The following is a 21374-nucleotide window of genomic DNA, read 5'->3' on the forward strand; positions in this document are numbered from 1 at the left end:
AAGAGCGCGCCCCATTCGACAAATCCTACAGCGCCACCCTATATTGCGGTCCATCATGGCCCTTTCGCTCGATCTCACCAATGACACGACGCGCGCCGCGCTCGCCGCCCGCTCGGCAGCTGCGCAGAAGGCGTCGCTTATCGGCCTGTCTCGTTCCGAGATGGCGGAGGCGCTGGTGTCGGCCGGCATCGTGCCGGAACGCCAGGCGAAGATGCGTGTCCAGCAGCTCTGGCATTGGCTCTATGTGCGCGGCGTCTCCGACTTCGCTCACATGTTCAACATCTCCAAGGATCTGCGCGCCGCGCTCGACCGGCATTTCTCGATCGCCCGGCCGGAGATCGTCGAGGAGCAGGTGTCCAAGGACGGCACCCGCAAATGGCTGTTCCGCTTTCCGCCGCGCGGCGCCGGGCGTCCGGTCGAGATCGAGGCCGTCTACATTCCGGAAGAGGGCAGAGGCACGCTGTGCATCTCCTCGCAGGTCGGCTGCACGCTGACCTGCTCGTTCTGCCATACAGGCACGCAGAAGCTCGTGCGCAACCTGACGGCGGAGGAGATACTGGCGCAACTCCTCACGGCGCGCGACCGGCTGGGAGATTTTCCCGACCGTGACACGCCCGACGGCGCGATCGTCCCGGCCGAGGGCCGCAAGATATCCAACATCGTCATGATGGGCATGGGCGAGCCGCTCTACAATTTCGAGGACGTGAAGAAGGCGCTGCTGATCGCGTCGGACGGCGACGGCCTCTCGCTCTCCAAGCGCCGTATCACGCTTTCAACGTCGGGCGTCGTGCCGGGGATCGCCCGCACCGGCGAGGAGATCGGCGTCATGCTGGCGATCTCGCTGCACGCCGTGCGCGACGATCTGCGCGACATGCTGGTGCCGATCAACAAGAAGTATCCGCTCAAGGAACTGATGGCAGCCTGCCGCGCCTATCCCGGCCTGTCGAACGCCCGGCGCATCACCTTCGAGTATGTGATGCTCAAGGATGTCAACGATTCGCTGGAGGATGCCAAGGAACTGGTACGGCTGCTCAAGGGCATCCCGGCCAAGATCAATCTCATCCCCTTCAATCCCTGGCCCGGCACCAACTACCAGTGCTCGGATTGGGAGACGATCGAGAAATTCGCCGACTACATCAACCAGGCAGGCTACGCCTCGCCGATCCGCACGCCGCGCGGCCGCGACATCCTCGCCGCCTGCGGTCAGCTGAAGTCGGAGTCGGAGCGCATGCGCAAGAGCGACCGCCTGGCGCTCGAGGCGATGATGATCGCCGGCCACGGCGAAGCGTGAAACTGACAACAGCCACCGTCCGGCGGCTGGTTGGCTGACAGGCCGGTGTGTCGCGAAGGCGGAAGTTCAGTCGCTCCTCCGATGGCCAGCTGATGTCACAAATGATAATTGGTGCTGCGTGAACGGCCTTCTCACCCTCATCCTGCGCCTCGCCGTCATCCTTTTCGGCTATGCCGTTGCGGCGCTCGCCGCGAGCGCCTTCGTCGTGTTGCTCATTGTCGGACCGCTCGGCTGGTTGCCCGAAGAGATCCCGTGGGTGATGACGGGTTCGCTCGCGGTTGCCGTTCCGGTGATGGCGTTTTTCGTCGCCTATTATGCCTTTCTTCCTGCCTGCGCGGCGATCGTCGTGGCCGAACTCCTGGGCAAGCGCGACTGGCTGTCCTATGCGCTGGCAGGCGGTCTTGTGGGAGCCGTGGTCGTCGGCCTCTCCTGGCAGACGTCGTGGTACGTCTACCAAGCCGATCCGACGGCGCCGCCAGCCCCTATCGATCCCGGTTTCATCCTGACCATCGTCGGCAGCGGCATCATCGGCGGCATCGCCTATTGGCTCGTCGCCGGTCGCTGGGCAGGTGGTTGGCGGCGGTCTACTTCGCCTGGGCCGACAGGATCTTGATGGCAAAGGCCGAGAACAGGCCTGCCAGCAGATAGTCGACGATACGGGTGACTCGCGGGCTCTTCTTCATCATCGCGGCGAAACGGTCGGCGGCGAATATCATCGGCGCGGTGATCGGGATCGAAACGGCGATCGATAGCAGGCCGAGGAACAGCAGCTTGGCCGGTGCGTCAGGGTCGTGCGCCGACACGAATAACGGCAGGAAGGTCATGTAGAAGAGGATGACCTTGGGGTTCAGGAGGTTGACCCAGAAACCGTTGGCCCAATTGCGCAGGAGCGAGCGGTCGCCGCCGCTAGTGGTCTTGGGCGAGAAGGCCGAGCCGTGGCGGATCGCCTGCCAGGCGAGATAGAGCAGATAGCCGGCGCCGAAGATCTTGAGCGCGAGGAAGGCCTGCGGCGAGGCGACGATGAGCGCCGAGATGCCGACCACCACCAAGGTGGTATGCACGACGACACCGCAATAGGTGCCCATCGCCGTGGCAAAGCCGGCAACGCGGCCCTGACTCAGCGTGCGGCTGACAAAGAGGGTCATGTCGGGGCCCGGCGTTATCGCCAGCACGATGGTCGCCGCGATGAATTGCAGCAGGATCGTCGTTTCGGGAATGAAATTCATCTCTGCAGCTCTGGTGGCTTTGTCAGTCTATCCGATAGGCCGAGGCGACGGCGCCGGCGCGGCGGGCGATGAAGACCTGGGTGGGGAACAATTCGAGCAGGGTGGCGCGCGCCGCGAGCGGCTCGGGCGGCGGTGCCTCACCCATGGTGACGAACAGCACGGGGCCGGCATCGGCAGCGCCCCACGGCCGTGTCAGCTCGAAATGGTCGAGCGGATGGTCGGGATCGGCCCGCCAAGCCTTGACGTCGAGACCGCTGTCGCGCAGCTCGTAGATCATTGAAGCCGTCAGGCCGCGTTGCGGGAAGACGACCGTCCGGATGCCGCTCGTTTCGGCGATACGGCGCACATTTGCGGCGAGATCGCCCCAGCCGACCATCTTGCCGAGCTCGCGGCCGGCGGGACCGCTTGTCAGCGTACCGGCCAGCGCGCCGGCAAAGGAGACGGCAACCAATGCCACGGCCGAGATCCAGAGCGTCGCGATCATGCCGCGGCGCCACTCGAGCGCCAGCATGGCTGCCACGGCAAGGATCACGGCGGCAGGGAAGCCGGTGGCGGCCCAGTTGCCGTTCGCCTTGTGCAGCAACGCCTGACCGATGATCGCCAGGAAAACCGACAGCGAATGGAAAAGAAGAAGGCGCTTCGGACCGGCCGCCACCTTGCCGCCTGCGCCGAGCACCGTCAGCACGAAGGCGACGAAAGGAACGGGGCCGATGATGGCGGCCTGGATGCCAATGAATTCGAGCACTCCGAGGAAATTCGGAAAACGTGAGCCCCAGGCGCCGGCGTTGTCGCGCGTGTGGGAGAAGGTGGCGAAACTGTGCTCCATGTTCCACCAGACATTCGGCGCAATCAGCAGTGCGGCGATGAGAACCGCAAGCCAGGTTCCAGGATGCTTGAGGAGGTGGCGAGCCTCGCGGGTGGACGCCGCGTAAAGAAGGAAGCAGACGAGCAGGAACGCCATGGCGTATTTGGCGTTGAGGCCCAGCCCGACCGCCAGGCCGAACAGCGCGCCGGCCGCGAGCGATGGCCGCTCGACGTGGAGAACGATGGCGAAGAGCCCAAGCGTCCAGAAGAAGAGCAGTGGCACGTCGGTCGACATCAGTGTCGCCGAGATCGACGTGCCTGGCATGATCGCATAGATCAGCGACGACCAGAAGGCGACACGCCTGTCGAAGAGCCGGGCCGCGACGGCGTAGACGAGAAGCGCCGTGGCGAAATGCATGAGCGGCGCCGGCAGGCGGACGCAAGCCGGGCTGTCGCCGCAGAGCGAGGTGGACGCACCGATAAGCCACGCGATCAGCGGCGGCTTGGTGTAGTAGCCGAAGGCCGGATCCTGCGCCCAGGCCCAATATTGCGCCTCGTCGAAGAACAGCTCGGCATGGGAGACTGCGAGCCCGCCGATGCGCAAGACCAGCGCTGCGAGGAGCAGGGCGAGCAGCAGGCCGAAACTTGTGTCGGCGCGCAGGAGCGCGCGCGGGCCGGCTTCAATGGCGTGGGTCACCTGACAAGGCTCTCCAGTTGCGGCGAAATGGTCACAGATGCCTCGAAGGACGCACGATCGTGTTGCCGGTAAACCAGGCCGACATCCGATCATCTTACCGCTCTACTATCCGATAAGGCGGATGCCGCCAAGCGACGGATCTAGTCGCTCACTGCGCCTGGCCGGCGCCGGTGCGATGTCCTTCGGCCATCATGTCGTCGCGGATTTCGTAGGCCTTCCCCGTCCAGGCCCAGCGGCTCGGTTCCGCCGCACCGGTCATCGGCAGGGTCAGGAGCGTGGGGAAGCCGTCCTTATCCGCCTCTCGGTCCAGATAGAGCTGGACGCCCTCGGTGTCATAGGCGAGGCGCCATTCGTCTTGCGGCTTCAATCGCACGAAGCCGAAAATACTGCAGCCGGATTCGCCGTAATAGCGAGTGGAACCGCAGACGGAGGCGAGCAGCAGGGCCTTGCCGTCGGCCAGGTCCAGCTTGCTCGCGGCGTAAGCGGGTTCTAGCCCTGTCGCCTCGCGGAAGAGCTTTGCCTCGTCGGCGAGCAGAGCCCGGGCCTCCGCCACCGCGGGGTCGGTTTCCACCAGCGCGACCCGCTCATAGGCCGACATGTCGACCGGGCTGCAGCGGGGGGTGATCCTGTCGATCACGGCGCGGGACGCGGCGAGCGCGAACTCCGCCTTCACGCCCTTGTCCTTGTCGCCGATTTCGACCTTCATGCGCACCGATGCCTTGATAGGCTCGAGCATATCGGGCCCAAGCGGTACGACCAGCTGCCCGTTCTCCGGCAGGCCTTCGACGGGGAAACGTGTGCCGCCGGTCGTCAGCACGCCGGGCATGTTCGTGTCGGAAGCGAGGCTTCCCGGCTCGAGGCGCAACAGGAAGCTCCAGCGCTGCTCGGCGCAGAAGAGCGACGCTCCGGTGACACCCGATGCTTTTTCGGGCGCGGGCAGGATCGCGACCGCGCCGCTTCCTGCCTCCTGCCATGACGAGGACCATGCCTGAGAAGCGGCGAGCAAGGCGAAAGCAAGCGTTATCGACAAGCCAAGTTGTTTCACGTCTCTAAATCCCACGGCCTTCGCGAATCAGGCATGCTCGATTGAACCGTCCCATTGCGGCAAGAAAATTTCTAACCGCTGGTTCAGCGTCCATGCCCTTGCGAAGCCGGGAACCAGCGTGATAGCTGGCGGCAAGAGACAGTCTCGGACAGTCTCCAACCCAATCCAGGCGGAAGAAGACATGTCGAAGTGGAAAGACGTGAAGAAGGTCGTGCTTGCCTATTCCGGCGGGCTCGACACCTCGATCATCCTCAAGTGGCTGCAGACCGAGCTCAAGGCCGAAGTCGTGACCTTCACGGCCGATCTCGGCCAGGGCGGCGAGCTTGAGCCGGCGCGCCAGAAGGCCGAGCTCATGGGCATCAAGGATATCCGCATCATGGATGTCCGCGAGGAGTTCATCAGCGACTTCGTCTTTCCGATGTTCCGTGCCAACGCGCTTTATGAGGGGGTCTATCTGCTCGGAACCTCCATCGCCCGACCGCTGATCTCGAAGCATCTCGTCGAGATCGCCCGCGAGACGGGGGCCGATGCGATCGCCCATGGCGCTACCGGCAAGGGTAACGACCAGGTGCGTTTCGAGCTTTCGGCCTATGCTCTGAACCCCGACATCAAGGTCATCGCGCCCTGGCGCGACTGGTCCTTCAAGTCGCGCACCGACCTCCTGAACTTCGCGCGCGACCATCAGATCCCGGTGCCGAAGGACAAGCAGGGCGAGGCGCCGTTCTCGGTGGACGCCAACCTCCTGCACTCCTCTTCGGAGGGGAAGGTGCTGGAAGACCCCTGGCTGGAGCCACCGGAATATGTCTATCAGCGCACCGTCTCCCCGATGGATGCGCCCGACCGGGCGACCGAGATCGAGATCGAGTTCAGGAAGGGCGATCCGATCGCGCTGAATGGCGAGAAGCTGTCACCGGCCACGCTGTTTTCGCGGCTCAACGATCTCGGCCGCGACAACGGCATCGGCCGCATCGACCTGGTCGAGAACCGTTTCGTCGGCATGAAGTCGCGCGGCGTCTACGAGACGCCGGGTGGTACGATCCTGATCGCGGCGCACCGCGCCATCGAGTCCATCACGCTCGACCGCGGCGCGGCTCACCTCAAGGACGAGCTGATGCCGCGTTACGCCGAGCTCATCTATAACGGCTTCTGGTATTCGCCGGAGCGCGAGATGCTGCAGGCGCTGATCGACAAGAGCCAGGAGGATGTGGAAGGCACCGTCCGGCTCAAGCTCTACAAGGGCAACGTCATCGTCACCGGCCGCAAGTCGCCGAAGTCGCTTTACTCGGATGCGCTGGTGACCTTCGAGGATGATCGCGGCGCCTACGACCAGAAGGACGCCGAGGGCTTCATCCGGCTCAACGGACTGAGGCTTCGTACCCTCGCCGCGCGCAAACGCTAGAGCATTTCGCAGCCGACCGGATTCGGTCGGCGTCGCAAGAATGCGGCAAAAACAAAGACCTAAAGCGTGTCACCCGAAGCCGATTGCGAGAGACACGCTTTGACGGCGCGAACAGCGAATGGAGCGCCGCGTCCGTTCGGGCGCGCTGCGGCGCTCTATTCGTTCCAGCCGCGTTTGTGCGGCGCCAGGTGATGCTGCTTGGCTGCAGTTTGAGCGAGATGCATCAGTCGATCGGCAACGCGGCCGCAGGATTTGCCGACAAGTCCTGCGGCCGATCGGGCTTCTCGGTGGCGAGCCCTTTCGAGTCCACCCATTCCGCGAATTCGCCGTTAGAGATTCCATTTTCCTTGGAGCAGTCGTCGCGCCCGGACTGCACGAATGCCGCTTTCCCGCCGGAACAGCCGGCTGCGCTGTAACCTGATATTCGCGACCAGCCATCCCGAGTTTGATAGACGATAACCGATTCCCGGAAGAACAGCCGACCGACGATCCCGCAGTCGATCGACGGGCAGGAGTGCCGCCACAGATCATCGACGCCGACCCACATCCGGGTTTGCGCAAGGGATGGCAGAGCGGAAAACACATTCAGCGCCAAGGCGCAGAGAACCATGGAAGCTGCTGTCTTCATACCGTTTCCAGCGTTGTTCGAAACCTCCGGACAAGGGTGCTATTTCGAATAGCCGATCAATCGTCGTTGCCGTCGCGCTCGTCTTCCTGTCGAGCGGTCGACTCGCCTAAACGGAATGTTCCGATATTGCGTCGGTCCGACACTGTGGGGCATAGGGAGCATTCTGTCGATCAGCTATTTTTGCATCGTGTCGGATTTCGTGATGTCCTCAAGCACTGCCGGATCGAACATTGCCGATCACCGCTCTCCGTCTCGGTTCCCAGCGAGGCTCGTTCGAGCGAGACCCATCCCGATCAGGTGGTTCTTCTTCGTAATCGCATTTGCCGCAGCGGCCATCGTGGCTGGTCCGGCGCCAGGCGCAAGCGGATTTCCCTTGCCCCGCTTTGCATCCCTCAAGGGGAGTCCGGTCAACGTGCGGGTCGGACCCGGCGTTCAGTACAAGGTCAAGTGGGTGTATGTCATGCGGAGCCTCCCTCTGGAGATTTACCAGGAATACGGTCATTGGCGACGCGTTCGCGATTGGGAGGGAAACAGCGGATGGGTGTTCGGATCGCTTCTTTCAAGCCGCCGTACCGGGCTCGCCGCGCCGTGGAGCAAGACGAACATTGCGTTACGCAAGCGGCCGAACGAACAAAGCCGCGTCGTTGCATGGCTGGAGCCAAAGGTAATGCTCGAGCTGGCCGACTGTGACGGCGAGTGGTGCCGGGTTGCAGTCAAGTCGTTCACCGGTTTCATCAGACAAACACATCTGTGGGGCACCTACCCCGGCGAGAGGTTCGGACGATGACTTTCGGGATCCAGCGGCGACGGTGTCGAACAATTCAGAACAATTTTAATTCTGGCGTTCGATCGAAAATCAAAGAAAATCCACTTTCGTGCTAGGAAAAATCTTATTTAAATATTCCTCGGATTTTGACAGTATTCCGTATACATCATGAGAATTTCGATGACATGAAAGTCAGGTTCGGATGACTATTTATAATGAGATGAATTATTCAAGAAGCTTCAAAGATAAGGAGCTGAACTAGGGAGTTTTTTGAGCGAGGGTCACAAAATTTAAAAGCAGGGTTATGCGCTCGCTGTCATCATGTTACTCTCGATTTGTAACTGAGTGTAACGAACCGGGAACGAAAGGGGAAAAAATGACCGCGAACGAGTCTCTGTCGCAGCGTTGGGAGAGCTACCGACCATCCAAGGCACTTTGGTTCTGGTCGGCGGCGGGCGCTGCTGTCGCGACCATGATCGTCGGCTTCACTGCAGGAGGCTGGACGACCGGAGGGACGGCTGCGGAAATGGCCAGAGATGCGGCTCGGAATGCTCGCGCCGAACTTGCGGCCAGCGTTTGCGTTGAAAAGTTCGTGACTGCGGCCAATGCATCTCAGAGCCTTGCCCAACTGAAGGAAGCTTCTTCCTACCAGCGGGATGACTTCATCACCGATGGCGGCTGGGCCAAGCTCGTCGGCCTCGACAACCCAGTTCCAGGAGCGGCCGATCTGTGTGCCGAACAACTGGCGGCGATGGATGCGGTTCCGGTTCGGAATGCCGAGCCGAATTCCGCAGAGGCATCGAAGCCCGTCGAGGGATAGCGTCGGGTTATCTGGACCGCCCGACGGGCTCGTTTCGTCGGGCGGGCATCAACGATGCGAAGAGCGATAGGACGTAACAAAGCAAATAGCGGAAAAAGGGACTTTCGCTTTTACGCTATCGCCATTGCTGTTCGCTATCTCCCATCAATCTCGGCGCCGATGATGGCGATGGCCTGCTGGTAGACGCTGGCCGCGTTCCAGCCTTGCAGCGCGCCGAAATTGGGCTGGCCCGGCTGGTAGCCGGCGCCGGCGCGCCAACCATGGCCGCGCAGGAAATTCGCGGTGGAAGCCAGGGCGTCGGCCTTGGAGCGGATCAGGTCGATCGAGCCGTTGCCGTCGCCGTCGACGCCGTAGCGCACAACGCTGAGCGGCAGAAATTGGGTCTGGCCGATCTCGCCATGCATGGCACCGATGGCCGAGGGGCTGAGCGTGCCTCTGTCGACGAGCGTCAGCGCCGCATAAAGCTGCTCGGTGAAATATTCCGTGCGTCGGCAGTCATAGGCGAGCGTGGCCACTGCCGACAGGATGTTGGCGTTGCCCATGAAGCTGCCGAAGCCGGTCTCCATGCCCCAGATGGCGATCAGCGGGCCGGCCGGCACGCCGTAGCGCTGCTCGATGCGGTCGAACAGGGCGGCATTCTGCTTCTTGAGCGCCCTGCCCTTGGAAGCGATGGCCTTGCCGCCGCGCTTGGCCATGAACTGGTCGAGCGAAAGCTTGAAGCTCTTCTGGTTGCGGTCGGCCCAGATAGTCTTCGAGGCGTAGCTCGTGCCGGCCAACGCGGAGAGGCCCCGCTTGCCCACGCCGTTGGCGGCGGCTTCCCGTCCGAATTCGGCCTTCCATCCCTCGAAGCCACCGGCTTTGTTGCCGCATGTGGCAGCCTGCGCCGCCCCAGCCGCCAGGCCCATCAAGGCAGCCGCCACGGCCACAATCTTCACCTTGGCAAGAGCTGCCATTCCCTTCTCCTTATTGCCTGATTGGTGTGCCGGGCACGCCGGCGGAAATTTCTTATCGCCATCGTTAAGATCAAGTTTACGGCAGAAGCAAGTCTTGCTGATTGCGGCAGAAACTCTCCTAAGGTCAACCATCCCCAGGCGCAACCCGTTGAAGTAGGGCGTGGCGAGGCAAAGGAAAGAGGTTCGATGATCGGCCGCAGATTGTGAGCAGAATGGAGTAAATCGGCTGGATGCCGGGCCTCAATCGCAATGGAATTCGAAACGATAGTCAGAAACAAACCGTGATGTTGTTCCGATTTCATCAAGGAACGGATCGTCTTCGGCTCCGTTTTTCCCGTCGAGGGACAACACGGAGTAAGAAAGATGAGAACGCATCTTCTGGTTTCGGCCGCGACGGCCATTCTACTTGCCGGGGTCGCGGGCGCGACCGCCGCCTCGTCCGTTACAGCCACTACGGATCTCAACGTCCGTGCCGGGCCGGGACCCCACCATCCGGTGGTCGGCATGATCGGCCGCGGACAGCCGGCCACGCTCGATGGTTGCATCAAGGGAAGCAAATGGTGCTCTGTCAATGGCGGCAAGGGCTGGGCCTATTCCGAATACCTGGTCGGCGATGTCGGCGGGAGGCGTGTCGTGATCACCGAGCGGCCTGCCGATTTCGACATCGAGTACATTCCCGCACCGGAAAGCGACGTCGTTGTTTCCAACGAAGTGACGGGCGCCATCGTTGGCGGAGAGCTTGGTGAAGCCATCGAACCGCCGACCGAGATCAGGTCCTATGTCGTCGACAACCGCACGGATACCATCTATCTCGACGGCGAGGTTGCGGTCGGGGCCATGCTGCCCGAAGATGTGGAGTTCCGCGAGATCCCGGATTACCGCTATCGCTACGTCTATGTAAACAGCCAGCCCGTGCTGGTCGAGCCCGAGACGCGGCGTATCGTCTACGTGGTTCGCTAGACATTCGGGTGCCCGGCGTCGGCCGAGGCACCCCGGGCCCCCTTTCGCAATTGCGAAAAACACTGTATGAGCGCGGCCAACCGAAATGCTGGCCGCCCTCTGTCGTGGCCCGAACATTCCCGAGCAGAATATGCAACTCCGCAATATCGCGATCATCGCGCATGTCGACCATGGCAAGACCACGCTGGTCGATGCGCTCCTCAAGCAATCGGGCTCCGTGCGCGACAACCAGCGCGTCGCCGAGCGTGTCATGGATTCCGGTGATATCGAAAAGGAACGAGGCATCACGATCCTCGCCAAGGCAACCTCGGTTGTTTGGAAGGACACCCGTATCAACATCGTCGACACGCCGGGTCACGCCGATTTCGGCGGCGAGGTGGAGCGCATCCTGAACATGGTCGACGGCGCAATCGTGCTGGTCGACGCCGCCGAGGGCCCGATGCCGCAGACCAAATTCGTGGTCGGCAAGGCCCTCAAGGTGGGCTTGCGCCCCATCGTTGCGATCAACAAGATCGACCGCCCCGACGCGCGCGCCGACGAGGTCATCAACGAGGTGTTCGACCTCTTCGCCGCGCTCGACGCCACCGATGAGCAGCTCGACTTCCCGATCCTCTACGGTTCCGGGCGCGACGGCTGGATGGCCGCCGATCCGGAGGGCCCCAAGGACGAGGGGCTGGCGCCGCTGTTCGATCTCGTGCTCGAGCATGTGCCGGAGCCCAGGGTCGGAACCGGACCGTTCCGCATGATCGGCACGATCCTGGAGGCCAATCCCTTCCTCGGCCGCATCATCACCGGGCGCGTCGAATCCGGCACGCTGAAGCCCAATCAGGCCGTGAAGGTCCTGGCGCGCGACGGCAGCGTGCTCGAGAACGGCCGCGTTTCCAAGATCCTTGCCTTCCGCGGCATCGAGCGGCAGCCGATCGAAGAAGCCTCGGCGGGCGATATCGTCGCGATCGCCGGCCTGTCGAAGGGCACGGTCGCCGACACGTTCTGCGATCCGGCGGTGACCGAGCCGCTGCTCGCGCAGCCGATCGATCCCCCGACGGTGACCATGAGCTTCATCGTCAACGACTCGCCGCTCGCCGGCACCGAGGGCGACAAGGTCACGAGCCGCGTCATCCGCGACCGGCTGCTGCGTGAGGCCGAAGGCAACGTCGCGCTCAAGATCGAGGAGTCGGCCGACAAGGACTCCTTCTACGTCTCGGGCCGCGGCGAACTCCAGCTTGCCGTGCTGATCGAGACCATGCGCCGCGAGGGCTTCGAACTCGCGGTCTCGCGTCCGCGCGTCGTCATGAAGAAGGACGAAGCGGGCCAGATGCTCGAGCCCGTCGAGGAAGTCGTGATCGACGTCGACGAGGAGCATGCCGGCGTGGTCGTACAGAAGATGTCTGAACGCAAGGCCGAGATGGTCGAACTCAAGCCTTCCGGCGGCAACCGTCAGCGTCTGGTCTTCCATGCGCCGACCCGCGGCCTGATCGGCTACCAGTCGGAGCTCCTGACCGATACGCGCGGCACCGCCGTCATGAACCGGCTCTTCCATTCCTACGAGCCGTTCAAGGGCGAGATTCCCGGCCGCGTCAACGGCGTGCTGATCGCCAATGAACCGGGCGAGGCGGTGGCCTATGCGCTCTGGAACCTCGAGGATCGCGGCCCGATGGTCATCGATGCCGGCGTCAAGGTCTATGCCGGCATGATCGTCGGCATCCACACGCGCGACAACGACCTCGAAGTGAACGTGCTCAAGGGCAAGAAGCTCACCAACATCCGCGCGGCCGGCAAGGACGAGGCGGTCCGGCTGACCCCACCGGTCCGGATGACGCTCGAGCGCGCCCTTGCCTGGATCCAGGACGACGAGTTGGTCGAGGTGACGCCGAAGTCGATTCGCCTGCGCAAGCTCTATCTCGACACGCATGAACGCAAGCGTTTCGAGAAGTCGAAGACGGCCGGCGCGGCCTGATCAGACATTCCCTGATAGACTTACAGTATGGCGCCGGGCGATCCGGCGCCTCTTTCATTGGAGTGTGTGGCCGCGGTTCTGATTGCCGATACACGGGCGTCAACTGCTCTGCGATCGGCGCAATTTTTTCGCTTCGAGGCAGCATTTAATTTCATTTGCGGCGTACCGTCGTCGTTCCGATACTGGTTGCGTTCCGGCGCAATCGGTCCGGTGCCGGACCCTCCTGGTCGAGATGGACCCGAGGCAGGCCGCCATGAACGTAACACCCGATATCATCACGGTGCCTGGTTATGCCCCTGCGTACAACCGCGCCACGTACGACCAGATATACCGACGCTCGGTGGAAGAATGGGAGGTCTTCTGGGCCGACCAAGCCCAATGTCTCGACTGGCGAAAGCCGTTCACAAAAATACGCGACATCCAGATCGGGCCTGACACCGTGTCCATCAGATGGTTCTGGGATGGCGTCCTCAACGCCAGCTTCAACTGCATCGACAGGCACTTGGCCACGCGCGGGGAGCAGGTCGCAATCCTCTGGGAAGGCGATGAGCCTGGCCTTTGTGAGAGGATTACCTACAAGGAGTTGCACGCCGCGGTCTGCCGCCTCGCCAACGGGCTGCGATCGCTCGGCATCGGCAAGGGCGACAGGGTTGCAATCTATCTGCCGATGATTCCGGAAGCGGCGATTGCCATGCTCGCTTGCGCGCGCATAGGCGCCATCCACTCGGTCGTCTTCGGAGGCTTCTCGGCCGACGCGCTGGCCGGGCGGATCAAGGATTGCGGGGCGCGTCTGGTCATCACCGCCAACGAAGGCGTCCGCGGAGGCAGGAAGGTGCCGCTCAAGGACAATGTCGACGACGCGTTGAAATCCTGTCCGTCGGTGGAAAAGTGCATCGTTGTCGGTCGAACGGCCACGGATGTGAATTGGGTCGAAGGCCGTGACGTCCACTATCTGCGGTTGGTCGACGCCATGGGCACGGAATGCGAGCCGGAGTGGATGAGCGCCGAAGACCCGCTGTTCATCCTCTATACTTCAGGCTCGACCGGCAAGCCGAAGGGCGTGTTGCACACGACCGGCGGCTATCTGGTCTCTTGCGCCCTGACTCACCGCCATGTCTTCGACTACCGCGAAGGCGACATCTACTGGTGCACGGCTGATGTCGGCTGGGTGACGGGCCACAGCTATATCGTCTACGGGCCGCTGGCCAACGGCGCCACCACGCTGATGTTCGAAGGCGTTCCGACCTATCCGACGCCTTCACGTTTCTGGGAAGTCTGCGATCGTCACGGCGTCAATATCTTATACACTGCGCCGACCGCGATCCGAGCCCTGATGCGGGAAGGCGATGCCTATGTGCAGCGGACCGACAGGAGCTCGCTCAGGGTGCTGGGCAGCGTCGGCGAACCGATCAATCCTGAAGCCTGGCGGTGGTACTTCGATGTCGTCGGAGAGAAGCGCTGCCCGGTCGTGGATACATGGTGGCAGACCGAGACCGGCACCATCATGATCGCGCCCATTCCCGGGGTGACGCCGCTCAAACCCGGCTCGGCGACACTGCCGTTCTTCGGTGTTCAGCCGGTGCTGGTCGACGATGCGGGGCGCGTCATCGAAGGCGCGGGCGAGGGGTTTTTATGCCTGAAGGATGCCGGCCCAGGCATCATGCGTACGATCTATGGTGATCCGGACCGGTTCGTGGAAACGTATTTCAGGCGCTTTCCCGGGCTCTACTTCACCGGTGACGGATGCCGGCGGGACGAAGACGGCTATTACTGGATCACAGGGCGTGTCGACGATGTGATCAATGTTTCCGGCCATCGGCTAGGCACCGCGGAGATCGAGAGCGCGCTCGTGGCACACCCCGCTGTCGCCGAGGCCGCGGTCGTGGGTTTTCCCCACGCCGTCAAAGGCCAGGGTATCCATGCCTTCGTCACGCTCAAGGCCGGGGAGGAGGAAACCGAGGCGCTGCGGCAGGAACTGCGCGTCTCTGTCCGCCGCCAGATCGGCGCGATTGCCCAACCCGATATCGTGCAGTGGGCATCGGCACTGCCGAAAACCCGATCCGGCAAGATCATGCGGCGAATTCTGCGCAAGTTGGCGGAGGGTCGCTTCGACGATCTGGGCGACGTCTCCACCCTTGCCGACCCGGCCGTCCTCGGCGACCTTGCCGACGACGTTAAGGATGGGAGGCGTTCGGCATGAAGCGGCCTGACGGGACTTGGGATCCCTTCGACGATTATGTGCTCGATTTCGCCGTGGAGCGCATGAGGGCGAAGGAACGTGTCGCAATCGTCACGCTGGTCGAGATCGAAGGCTCGTCGCCACGTCCCCTCGGCGCCCAAATGGCGGTTTCCGAAACCGGAGCATGGGTCGGCTATCTGTCGGGCGGCTGCATCGAGCGCGCCATCGCGGCGGAAGCAGGCGATGCGATCGCCAGTGGCCGGAGCCGGCGCGTCCGCTACGGCCGGGGTTCACGCTACATCGACATCAGCTTGCCATGTGGTAGCGCGATCGAGCTGATCTTCGACGTGGGGGTTCCATTGGCGCGCCTGGACGCGATCGACGCCAGGCTCGAGCAGCGTCAGCCGGCCGCGTTGCAGGTGCCGGTCGCCGGACCTCGGATCGACGAGGGGAAAGAAGAGCTATTCTTCACGCGACGCTATCTGCCACGCCGCCGGCTTGTCGTCTTCGGGCTCGGGCCGGTTCCGGTACATCTGGCGAGAGTGGCGATCGCGGCCGGCTTCGAGGTCGTCGTGCGCACGCCGGACGAGCTGACGGCCGACGCCGCCCGCCTTGCAGGCGCTGCCATCGGCTTATCGGGCGAGGGAGATCTCGAGGACATCGACGACCGCAGCGCGGTCGTGTTCGCCTTCCATGACCATGACCGCGAAGAGCGGCTGCTGCCGGCGGTACTCGCAACCGATGCCTTCTACATCGGTGCGATGGGAAGCCGTACGACGCAGGTCCAGCGGCTCGAGAAGCTCCGTGAAAAGGGCTTCGGCAGGATGGATCTGGAGCGCATCCAGGGGCCGGCGGGCCTGCTTCCTCATGCCCGGAGCGCCAGCGATCTGGCGCTCTCGATCCTCGCGCAAGTCGTGCAGGCAGCCCGGGGCGAGGAGGCGGCCCTCATATCCTGCCCGACGAGGCCGGTGGTGTCGTCCGATTCCCGAACGGGACCGTCATGAAACTTCATCTGAAGCGCGTCTACGAGCAGCCGGCGAAGGACGACGGACTGCGGGTGCTTGTCGATCGCCTTTGGCCCCGCGGCTTGACGAAAGAGGAAGCCGACATCGACCTGTGGCTGAAAGAAATAGCGCCGAGCGCCGAGTTGCGCAGATGGTTTGGGCACGACCCGAAGAAGTGGGCAGAGTTCCGTCGTCGCTACCGCGCCGAATTGAGCGATAGAAACGAAGAGATCGAGAGCCTGCGCCAGCACGGGGGTGATGGACGTGTGACGCTTCTTTACGGCGCCAAGGATGAAGCGCACAACCAGGCGGTCGTGCTGAAGGAATTCATCGAAGAGAAAAAGTGATCGCGCTGGCCGGTCTCAGCCTTCATCGGTTGCCACGATGCGCCATTCAGCGCCGCCAGCTGGCATCGGGCGGGAGAATGTCCAGAGGTCGGTCGTCATCATGACGGCTAGGGGATCGCCGCGAAGAACATCGCCCGTGGCCGAGAGCTCGGCACTGACGACATGCGCCCGGAGGAGCACGGTGATCTCCATTGCCTCGGCGGTTGTCGCGGCGCCGACGATCTCGGCGGATTCGATCCCGATGAAGGTAAGCTCCAGCGTTTCCTGTCTCGCGATCCTTTCCGCACAGGCTTCGGCAAAGGTCTCCAGCACCTCGGTGGAGAGAAGCGGTCGCAGCGTTGCCAGATCGCCTGCCGCGTAAGCTTGAAGGACAGCCTCGTAGGCGCGCTCCGCTCCTCTCAGGAAGGTCTCCGCGTTGAACTCCGGATCGAGTTTGCGAAACTCCCGCAAACCTGGATCATCCGGGGTGGCTTGCTCGTCGCCATCCGCGGGCTTGGCGGCTATGCGGTCCGCCTTGTCGGGCTCGCGTGGCGTAAGCAGCATGTCCAGCGTCGACAGGAACGCCCACCACATCGAGAGCAGGACAATGGCGGGAATGTTGTTTGCGATGTCGGCGGTTTCATTCACGGCGATCCTCCATCAGCGTATGCGGGGCAGAAGGTTGAACTGGTGGTATGGAGGCGGCGAGGACAGCGTCCATTCCAGGGTCGTCGCGCCCTCGCCCCAGGGATTGGCTTTCGCCCTGCGCTTGCGTGCAAAAGCTTCCGCTACGGCGACGAAGAAGACGACCAGGCCCGCGGCCGAGATGTAGGAGCCGATCGAGGAGACGAAGTTCCAACCGGCGAACGCGTCCGGATAGTCGGCATAGCGACGCGGCATGCCGGCCAAGCCGAGAAAATGCTGCGGGAAAAAGACGAGATTGACGCCGACGAAGGTAAGCCAGAAGTGCAGCCGGCCCAGCGTCTCGCTCATCATGTATCCCGACATCTTCGGGAACCAGTAATAGAAGCCGGCGAAAATCGCGAAGGCAGCGCCAAGGGACAGGACGTAGTGGAAATGCGCCACCACGTAGTAGGTGTCGTGCAGCGCGCGATCGACGCCGGGATTGGCGAGCACGACCCCGGTCACGCCGCCTATCGTAAAGAGCATCACAAAGCCCAGCGCCCAGAGCATCGGCGTCCTGAAGGTGATCGAACCGCCCCACATTGTGGCGATCCAGGAAAACACCTTCACCCCGGTCGGCACAGCGATGACCATCGACGCGAAGGCGAAGTATCGCTGCGAATCCAGCGATATGCCCGACGTGTACATGTGGTGCGCCCACACGACGAAGCCGATAGCGCCGATCGCCACCATCGCGTAGACCATGCCCAGATAGCCGAAAATAGGTTTTCGGGAGAAAGTCGACACGACATGGCTGACGATGCCGAATGCGGGCAGGATCATGATGTAGACTTCCGGATGCCCGAAGAACCAGAACAGGTGCTGGTAGAGGATCGGGTCGCCACCGCCCTGTGGCGCGAAGAAGGCCGTGCCGAAGTTGCGGTCGGTGAGCAGCATGGTGATGGCGCCCGCAAGCACGGGCAGCGCAAGGAGCAGCATGAATGCCGTGACCAGCATCGACCAGGCGAATAGCGGCATCTTGTGCAGCGTCATGCCGGGCGCGCGCATGTTGAAGATGGTGGTGATGAAGTTGATCGCGCCGAGGATCGAAGAAGCGCCGGACAGGTGGATCGACAGGATGACGAGATCTACCGCCGGACCCGGCTGGCCGTCCGTCGCGTAGGGGGGATAGAGCGTCCATCCGCCGCCGTGACCGGTGGAGCCGGGCGGGCCGGGAACGAACATCGACAGGATGAACAGGGCGAGCGACGTTGCCAGCAGCCAGAACGAGACGTTGTTCATGCGCGGAAACGCCATGTCAGGCGCGCCGATGACGATCGGCACGAACCAGTTGCCGAAGCCTCCGATCAGCGCCGGCATGATGACGAAGAAGATCATCACCAGGCCGTGCGAGCTGACGACGACGTTGAAGAGGCTGGGATCGGCGAATATCTGCAGCCCCGGCTCCTGCAATTCGGCACGCAGGAGAACCGACAGGCCGGTGCCGAGGATAGCCGAAAGCATGGACAGGACGAGATAGAGCGTACCTATGTCCTTGTGATTGGTGGAGAACAGCCAGCGCGCCACGAAGCCCGGTTTGTGATCGATCTCGCTGCTGGCCGTGTCTGACATCTCGTCCTGCCTTTCTATTGCGGCAGGCCCGGTGGTTTCGGAACGGGACGGCGTCAGATGCCGTCGTCGCGATGGCGCCAGGCCTTGCCTGTGTCTTGTGGATCAGTCCCTAACGATCACGTCTCCATGGGAATGCCGTGGGGTTGAGGATAAACGGTCTGTGTCCTGCTCCAGGCATATCGGACGCCTATGACGAGTGGCTTGCGGGCACACGCGATGACCTGGCGCCATTCGTGCATAGAGCAGGGCGATGATGTCGTTTCCGCTGTTGTCGAAGCCAGCCTGCGCGTGCTGAAACAGGAAGGCAAACGGAATTAAATGCTGTATGACTACAAAAAAATTGCATTTAAGGAGTGCGCTTCATGGATATCGATCGGGCCAGAACGTTTCTGGAGATCGTCCATACCGGCAGCTTCCTGAAGGCCTCGGATCGCCTTCACGTCACCCAGACAACGGTGAGCGCGCGTATCCGTACCCTTGAGGAAGGGCTCGGGCGCCAGCTGTTCGTCCGCACCCGTAACGGTGCGACGCTGACGCCGGCCGGCCGCGAGTTCGAGCGCTTCGCGCAATCCTTCGTTCAGATATGGGAACGTGCGCGACAGCAGCTCACCATCCCGCCAGGGCGGACCAGCGTGGTGGCGCTGGGAGGCGAGCTCAGCTTGTGGAATCCGCTCCTGCTCGATTGGCTCGTCTGGATGAAGAGGGAGCAGCCGAAGATCGCGATCCATGCGCATGTCGGCGTGCCCGATCAGTTGCTGGAGCAGTTGAGGACGGGCGTACTCGATCTCGCGGTGCTCTATGCACCCAAGCTTCTGCCCGGCTTCAAGGTCGAGCTCGTCGAAGAAGAACAGCTCGTGCTGGTCAGGACGCCGGCCAGGGACGACGAACCTCTCGATTATGTTCATGTCGATTGGGGGCCTCAATTCGCCGCCGAAGCCGGCTTCGGACAGGCTGCCTTCGGGGAGCCCGGACTTCTTGTCGGGCTCGGCCCCCTCGGCCTCAACTACATTCTGCGCGCCGGCGGAATGGGATATTTCCGAAGAGGGGTGGCGGCTCCCCATATCCAGGCGGGAGAGCTGGAACTCGTCGCGGGGGCGCCGGAATTCACCTACCCTGCCTATGCCGTCTATCCGGAATCAGCGGAAGGACGGAGCGACGTTCAGGACGCGCTGAGAGGGCTCAAGGAGGTGGTGGTTCGGCAGTGACGCGGCGGGCGCTGGGCAATGGCTGCCGGTCCAAGGCCACGGCGATCATCTGCTCGGCGAGCGGTCGAGCCGAGCCGCTTTTGGTTCGCGTTTAAGCGCTTGCCCGGATACGATACCCGTAACTACGATGGCTCCTGGAATACGGCAACGCCGTCGGCGTGCCAGTCGTCAACGAGAGCGGTACCGTCTGGCTCGGCAGATAGTTGTTGGGAATCGCTCGAGCGCAAACGGATAGGACAAGATGGGCGAGCGTGATCCCAGGACTGTTGCAGCCGCTAACGGCGTTGCCATCGATGAGAGCTATGGGGCGGTGACGCCGCCGCTCTACCTCAGCAGCACCTTTGCCTTTTCCGGTTTCGAGAGACACCGCGGCTACGAATACGGTCGCACCGCCAATCCGGGGCGCGACCTTCTTGCCGACACGGTGGCGCAGCTCGAAGGTGGCGCTGGCGCCGTCGTCACGTCGTCGGGGATGGCAGCCGTCGATCTCGTTCTGTCGCTTGCCGGCCGCGACGACCTGATCGTTGCGCCGCACGATTGCTATGGCGGCACCTACAGGCTTCTTGGTGCTCGCCGTGACAAAGGCCAGTTCGGCGTCGTCTACATCGACCAATCCGACGTTGCCGCGCTCGACGCCGTGCTTGCGCGCAGGCCAGTTCTGGTGCTGGTCGAGACCCCGTCCAACCCGCTGATGCGCGTGGTCGACATCCGTGCCATCGCACGGCGAGCGAAGGAAGCGGGCGCAAAGGTTGCCGTCGACAACACCTTCCTGTCGCCGGCGCTACAGCGGCCGATCCAACTTGGGGCGGACTTCGTCGTCCACTCCACCACCAAATACCTCAACGGCCATTCCGATGTCGTTGGCGGCGCGGTGGTCTGCGCCGCCGAGGCTGATCTGGCACAGTTGCGGGCATGGGCCAACATTACCGGAGTGACCGGCTCCCCGTTCGACGCGTATCTGACCCTGCGTGGGATACGGACGCTGTTCCCGCGCATCGAGCGCCAGCAGGCGAACGCCGCTGTGGTCGCTTCTTTCCTGGAGAAGCACGAGGCTGTAAGCGTCGTCCATTATCCGGGACTTGCATCTCACTCGGGTCACGTCTTGGCGCGTTCCCAACAGGACGGTTTCGGCGCCATGCTGAGCTTCGAGCTCGCCGGCGGCGTCGACGCGGTACGCCGCTTTGTGGAGGCGGTGAAGATATTCACGCTGGCCGAGTCGCTCGGCGGCGTGGAAAGCCTTGTCGCCCACCCGGCAACGATGACCCATGCCGGCATGGGAGCGGAGGCTCGCCGGGCCGCCGGCATCGGCGACGGGCTGCTGCGCCTCTCGGTGGGTCTCGAGGCCGAGGTCGATCTCGTTGCCGATCTGGAACGCGGGCTTGCCGCGGCTGTCACCGCCGGGCGGGCAAAGCCGTAAATGGGACGCGATCTGGAGCAGGTCATCGACGGCTTGGCACAAGCTGTTCTCGCCGCCTCGGGCGACGCCATTCTTGCAACCGACCGACAGGGTGTGATCCGCTTCTGGAACCCTGGCGCAGTTCGCATCTTCGGCTTCTCCCGGAAGGAAGCTCTCGGAGCGTCGCTGGACATCATTATTCCCGAACGGCTCAGGCAGCGGCACTGGAGCGGATGGGAACACGTCATGGCAACCGGCGAAACACGCTATGGCGAAGGCGACCTGCTGGCGGTACCAGCAGTGACCAAGGACGGCCGCCAGATTTCAGTCGAGTTCACGATCATCCTGCTTCGTGATGGCACCCATGAGATCCACGGTATGGCTGCTATCTTGCGGGATGTGACGACCCGCTTCGAAGAAATACGCCGTCTTAAACGACAAGCGGCCGGACATTCCGCCTAA

Annotated in this window: 20 protein-coding genes and 1 pseudogene; 14 read left to right on the plus strand and 7 right to left on the minus strand. The window is 62.9% G+C overall.

Features of this window, described 5'->3' with window-relative positions:
- Window positions 1-55: 55 nt before the first annotated feature.
- Together rlmN and ACCO56_RS27425 are read left to right on the plus strand one after the other, a co-directional pair.
- Window positions 56-1291: a 23S rRNA (adenine(2503)-C(2))-methyltransferase RlmN gene (gene rlmN, locus ACCO56_RS27420; protein WP_433644090.1), complete on the plus strand. Its 1236-nt coding sequence runs from the start codon at window positions 56-58 to the stop codon at window positions 1289-1291.
- Window positions 1292-1409: 118 nt separating this feature from the next.
- On the plus strand, window positions 1410-1904 hold the full coding sequence (locus ACCO56_RS27425; protein ID WP_433644091.1) for a hypothetical protein: 495 nt from the start codon (window positions 1410-1412) through the stop codon (window positions 1902-1904).
- Here the strand turns inward: ACCO56_RS27425 and ACCO56_RS27430 are convergent.
- The 3 genes from ACCO56_RS27430 to ACCO56_RS27440 form a co-directional block, all read right to left on the minus strand.
- A complete protein-coding gene (locus ACCO56_RS27430) occupies window positions 1876-2517 on the minus strand; it encodes a LysE family translocator (protein WP_433644092.1) in 642 nt (213 codons plus the stop codon). The genes ACCO56_RS27425 and ACCO56_RS27430 overlap by 29 nt on opposite strands.
- Window positions 2518-2539: 22 nt before the next feature.
- A complete protein-coding gene (locus ACCO56_RS27435) occupies window positions 2540-4018 on the minus strand; it encodes an ArnT family glycosyltransferase (protein ID WP_433644093.1) in 1479 nt (492 codons plus the stop codon).
- A 148-nt stretch (window positions 4019-4166) separates the two neighbouring features.
- Window positions 4167-5063, minus strand: a complete 897-nt coding sequence (locus ACCO56_RS27440) for a hypothetical protein (RefSeq protein WP_433644094.1) — start codon at window positions 5061-5063, stop codon at window positions 4167-4169.
- 181 nt (window positions 5064-5244) lie between these two features.
- On the opposite strand from ACCO56_RS27440, the gene ACCO56_RS27445 reads away from it, so the two are divergent.
- Complete coding sequence (locus ACCO56_RS27445; RefSeq protein ID WP_433644095.1) at window positions 5245-6462, plus strand: argininosuccinate synthase; 1218 nt, start codon at window positions 5245-5247, stop codon at window positions 6460-6462.
- 223 nt (window positions 6463-6685) lie between these two features.
- On the opposite strand, the gene ACCO56_RS27450 is transcribed toward ACCO56_RS27445, so the two are convergent.
- Entirely contained in the window at window positions 6686-7090 is a 405-nt protein-coding gene (locus tag ACCO56_RS27450; protein WP_433644096.1) for a hypothetical protein, read from the minus strand.
- Window positions 7091-7292: 202 nt separating this feature from the next.
- On the opposite strand from ACCO56_RS27450, the gene ACCO56_RS27455 reads away from it, so the two are divergent.
- A complete protein-coding gene (locus ACCO56_RS27455) occupies window positions 7293-7877 on the plus strand; it encodes an SH3 domain-containing protein (RefSeq protein WP_433644097.1) in 585 nt (194 codons plus the stop codon).
- Between the two features lie 355 nt (window positions 7878-8232).
- Window positions 8233-8676: a hypothetical protein gene (locus tag ACCO56_RS27460; protein WP_433644098.1), complete on the plus strand. Its 444-nt coding sequence runs from the start codon at window positions 8233-8235 to the stop codon at window positions 8674-8676.
- Window positions 8677-8810: 134 nt separating this feature from the next.
- On the opposite strand, the gene ACCO56_RS27465 is transcribed toward ACCO56_RS27460, so the two are convergent.
- A complete protein-coding gene (locus ACCO56_RS27465; RefSeq protein WP_433644099.1) occupies window positions 8811-9629 on the minus strand; it encodes a lytic murein transglycosylase in 819 nt (272 codons plus the stop codon).
- 363 nt (window positions 9630-9992) lie between these two features.
- Here ACCO56_RS27465 and ACCO56_RS27470 point away from each other — a divergent pair, with 363 nt between their 5' ends.
- The 5 genes from ACCO56_RS27470 to ACCO56_RS27490 all read left to right on the plus strand — a co-directional run bounded on the left by ACCO56_RS27470 (window position 9993) and on the right by ACCO56_RS27490 (window position 16076).
- Window positions 9993-10589 carry a DUF1236 domain-containing protein gene (locus tag ACCO56_RS27470; RefSeq protein WP_433644100.1) on the plus strand — a complete coding sequence of 199 codons (597 nt, stop codon included), beginning with the start codon at window positions 9993-9995 and terminating at the stop codon, window positions 10587-10589.
- 130 nt (window positions 10590-10719) lie between these two features.
- Window positions 10720-12546: a translational GTPase TypA gene (gene typA, locus ACCO56_RS27475; RefSeq protein WP_433644101.1), complete on the plus strand. Its 1827-nt coding sequence runs from the start codon at window positions 10720-10722 to the stop codon at window positions 12544-12546.
- Between the two features lie 253 nt (window positions 12547-12799).
- Window positions 12800-14746: an acetate--CoA ligase gene (acs, locus tag ACCO56_RS27480; protein ID WP_433644102.1), complete on the plus strand. Its 1947-nt coding sequence runs from the start codon at window positions 12800-12802 to the stop codon at window positions 14744-14746.
- The gene (locus tag ACCO56_RS27485; RefSeq protein WP_433644103.1) at window positions 14743-15729 is read left to right on the plus strand and encodes an XdhC family protein; all 987 of its coding nucleotides are present in this window, start codon (window positions 14743-14745) and stop codon (window positions 15727-15729) included. The genes acs and ACCO56_RS27485 overlap by 4 nt, the downstream gene beginning before the upstream one ends.
- The gene (locus ACCO56_RS27490) at window positions 15726-16076 is read left to right on the plus strand and encodes a DUF488 domain-containing protein (RefSeq protein WP_433644104.1); all 351 of its coding nucleotides are present in this window, start codon (window positions 15726-15728) and stop codon (window positions 16074-16076) included. Before ACCO56_RS27485 ends, ACCO56_RS27490 begins: the two co-directional genes overlap by 4 nt.
- A gap of 15 nt (window positions 16077-16091) precedes the next feature.
- Here the strand turns inward: ACCO56_RS27490 and ACCO56_RS27495 are convergent, their stop codons facing one another.
- Both ACCO56_RS27495 and ctaD read right to left on the minus strand, forming a co-directional pair.
- A complete protein-coding gene (locus ACCO56_RS27495; protein ID WP_433644105.1) occupies window positions 16092-16703 on the minus strand; it encodes a Tim44/TimA family putative adaptor protein in 612 nt (203 codons plus the stop codon).
- 12 nt (window positions 16704-16715) lie between these two features.
- A complete protein-coding gene (gene ctaD, locus ACCO56_RS27500) occupies window positions 16716-18311 on the minus strand; it encodes a cytochrome c oxidase subunit I (RefSeq protein ID WP_433644106.1) in 1596 nt (531 codons plus the stop codon).
- 362 nt (window positions 18312-18673) lie between these two features.
- Between ctaD and ACCO56_RS27505 the strand changes: the two genes are divergently transcribed.
- The 4 genes and pseudogenes from ACCO56_RS27505 to ACCO56_RS27520 all read left to right on the plus strand — a co-directional run bounded on the left by ACCO56_RS27505 (window position 18674) and on the right by ACCO56_RS27520 (window position 21374).
- Window positions 18674-19516 carry a LysR family transcriptional regulator gene (locus ACCO56_RS27505; protein ID WP_433644107.1) on the plus strand — a complete coding sequence of 281 codons (843 nt, stop codon included), beginning with the start codon at window positions 18674-18676 and terminating at the stop codon, window positions 19514-19516.
- 72 nt (window positions 19517-19588) lie between these two features.
- Window positions 19589-19719: pseudogene (locus ACCO56_RS27510) on the plus strand (sulfurtransferase); the annotation flags it as partial.
- Between the two features lie 38 nt (window positions 19720-19757).
- Entirely contained in the window at window positions 19758-20933 is a 1176-nt protein-coding gene (metB, locus tag ACCO56_RS27515; protein ID WP_433644108.1) for a cystathionine gamma-synthase, read from the plus strand.
- On the plus strand, window positions 20934-21374 hold the full coding sequence (locus ACCO56_RS27520; RefSeq protein ID WP_433644109.1) for a PAS domain S-box protein: 441 nt from the start codon (window positions 20934-20936) through the stop codon (window positions 21372-21374).

Origin of the sequence: Mesorhizobium sp. 1B3, from assembly GCF_050958605.1 — a bacterium.
Taxonomy (GTDB): Bacteria; Pseudomonadota; Alphaproteobacteria; order Rhizobiales; family Rhizobiaceae.

Coding starts and splice junctions, on each gene's coding strand:
- rlmN (WP_433644090.1), top strand. CDS start 56: ATGGCCCTTTCGCTCGATCTCACCAATGACACGACGCGCGCCGCGCTC.
- ACCO56_RS27430 (WP_433644092.1), bottom strand. CDS start 2,517: ATGAATTTCATTCCCGAAACGACGATCCTGCTGCAATTCATCGCGGCG.
- ACCO56_RS27445 (WP_433644095.1), top strand. CDS start 5,245: ATGTCGAAGTGGAAAGACGTGAAGAAGGTCGTGCTTGCCTATTCCGGC.
- ACCO56_RS27450 (WP_433644096.1), bottom strand. CDS start 7,090: ATGAAGACAGCAGCTTCCATGGTTCTCTGCGCCTTGGCGCTGAATGTG.
- ACCO56_RS27455 (WP_433644097.1), top strand. CDS start 7,293: ATGTCCTCAAGCACTGCCGGATCGAACATTGCCGATCACCGCTCTCCG.
- ACCO56_RS27460 (WP_433644098.1), top strand. CDS start 8,233: ATGACCGCGAACGAGTCTCTGTCGCAGCGTTGGGAGAGCTACCGACCA.
- ACCO56_RS27465 (WP_433644099.1), bottom strand. CDS start 9,629: ATGGCAGCTCTTGCCAAGGTGAAGATTGTGGCCGTGGCGGCTGCCTTG.
- ACCO56_RS27470 (WP_433644100.1), top strand. CDS start 9,993: ATGAGAACGCATCTTCTGGTTTCGGCCGCGACGGCCATTCTACTTGCC.
- typA (WP_433644101.1), top strand. CDS start 10,720: ATGCAACTCCGCAATATCGCGATCATCGCGCATGTCGACCATGGCAAG.
- acs (WP_433644102.1), top strand. CDS start 12,800: ATGAACGTAACACCCGATATCATCACGGTGCCTGGTTATGCCCCTGCG.
- ACCO56_RS27485 (WP_433644103.1), top strand. CDS start 14,743: ATGAAGCGGCCTGACGGGACTTGGGATCCCTTCGACGATTATGTGCTC.
- ACCO56_RS27490 (WP_433644104.1), top strand. CDS start 15,726: ATGAAACTTCATCTGAAGCGCGTCTACGAGCAGCCGGCGAAGGACGAC.
- ctaD (WP_433644106.1), bottom strand. CDS start 18,311: ATGTCAGACACGGCCAGCAGCGAGATCGATCACAAACCGGGCTTCGTG.
- ACCO56_RS27505 (WP_433644107.1), top strand. CDS start 18,674: ATGGATATCGATCGGGCCAGAACGTTTCTGGAGATCGTCCATACCGGC.
- metB (WP_433644108.1), top strand. CDS start 19,758: ATGGGCGAGCGTGATCCCAGGACTGTTGCAGCCGCTAACGGCGTTGCC.
- ACCO56_RS27520 (WP_433644109.1), top strand. CDS start 20,934: ATGGGACGCGATCTGGAGCAGGTCATCGACGGCTTGGCACAAGCTGTT.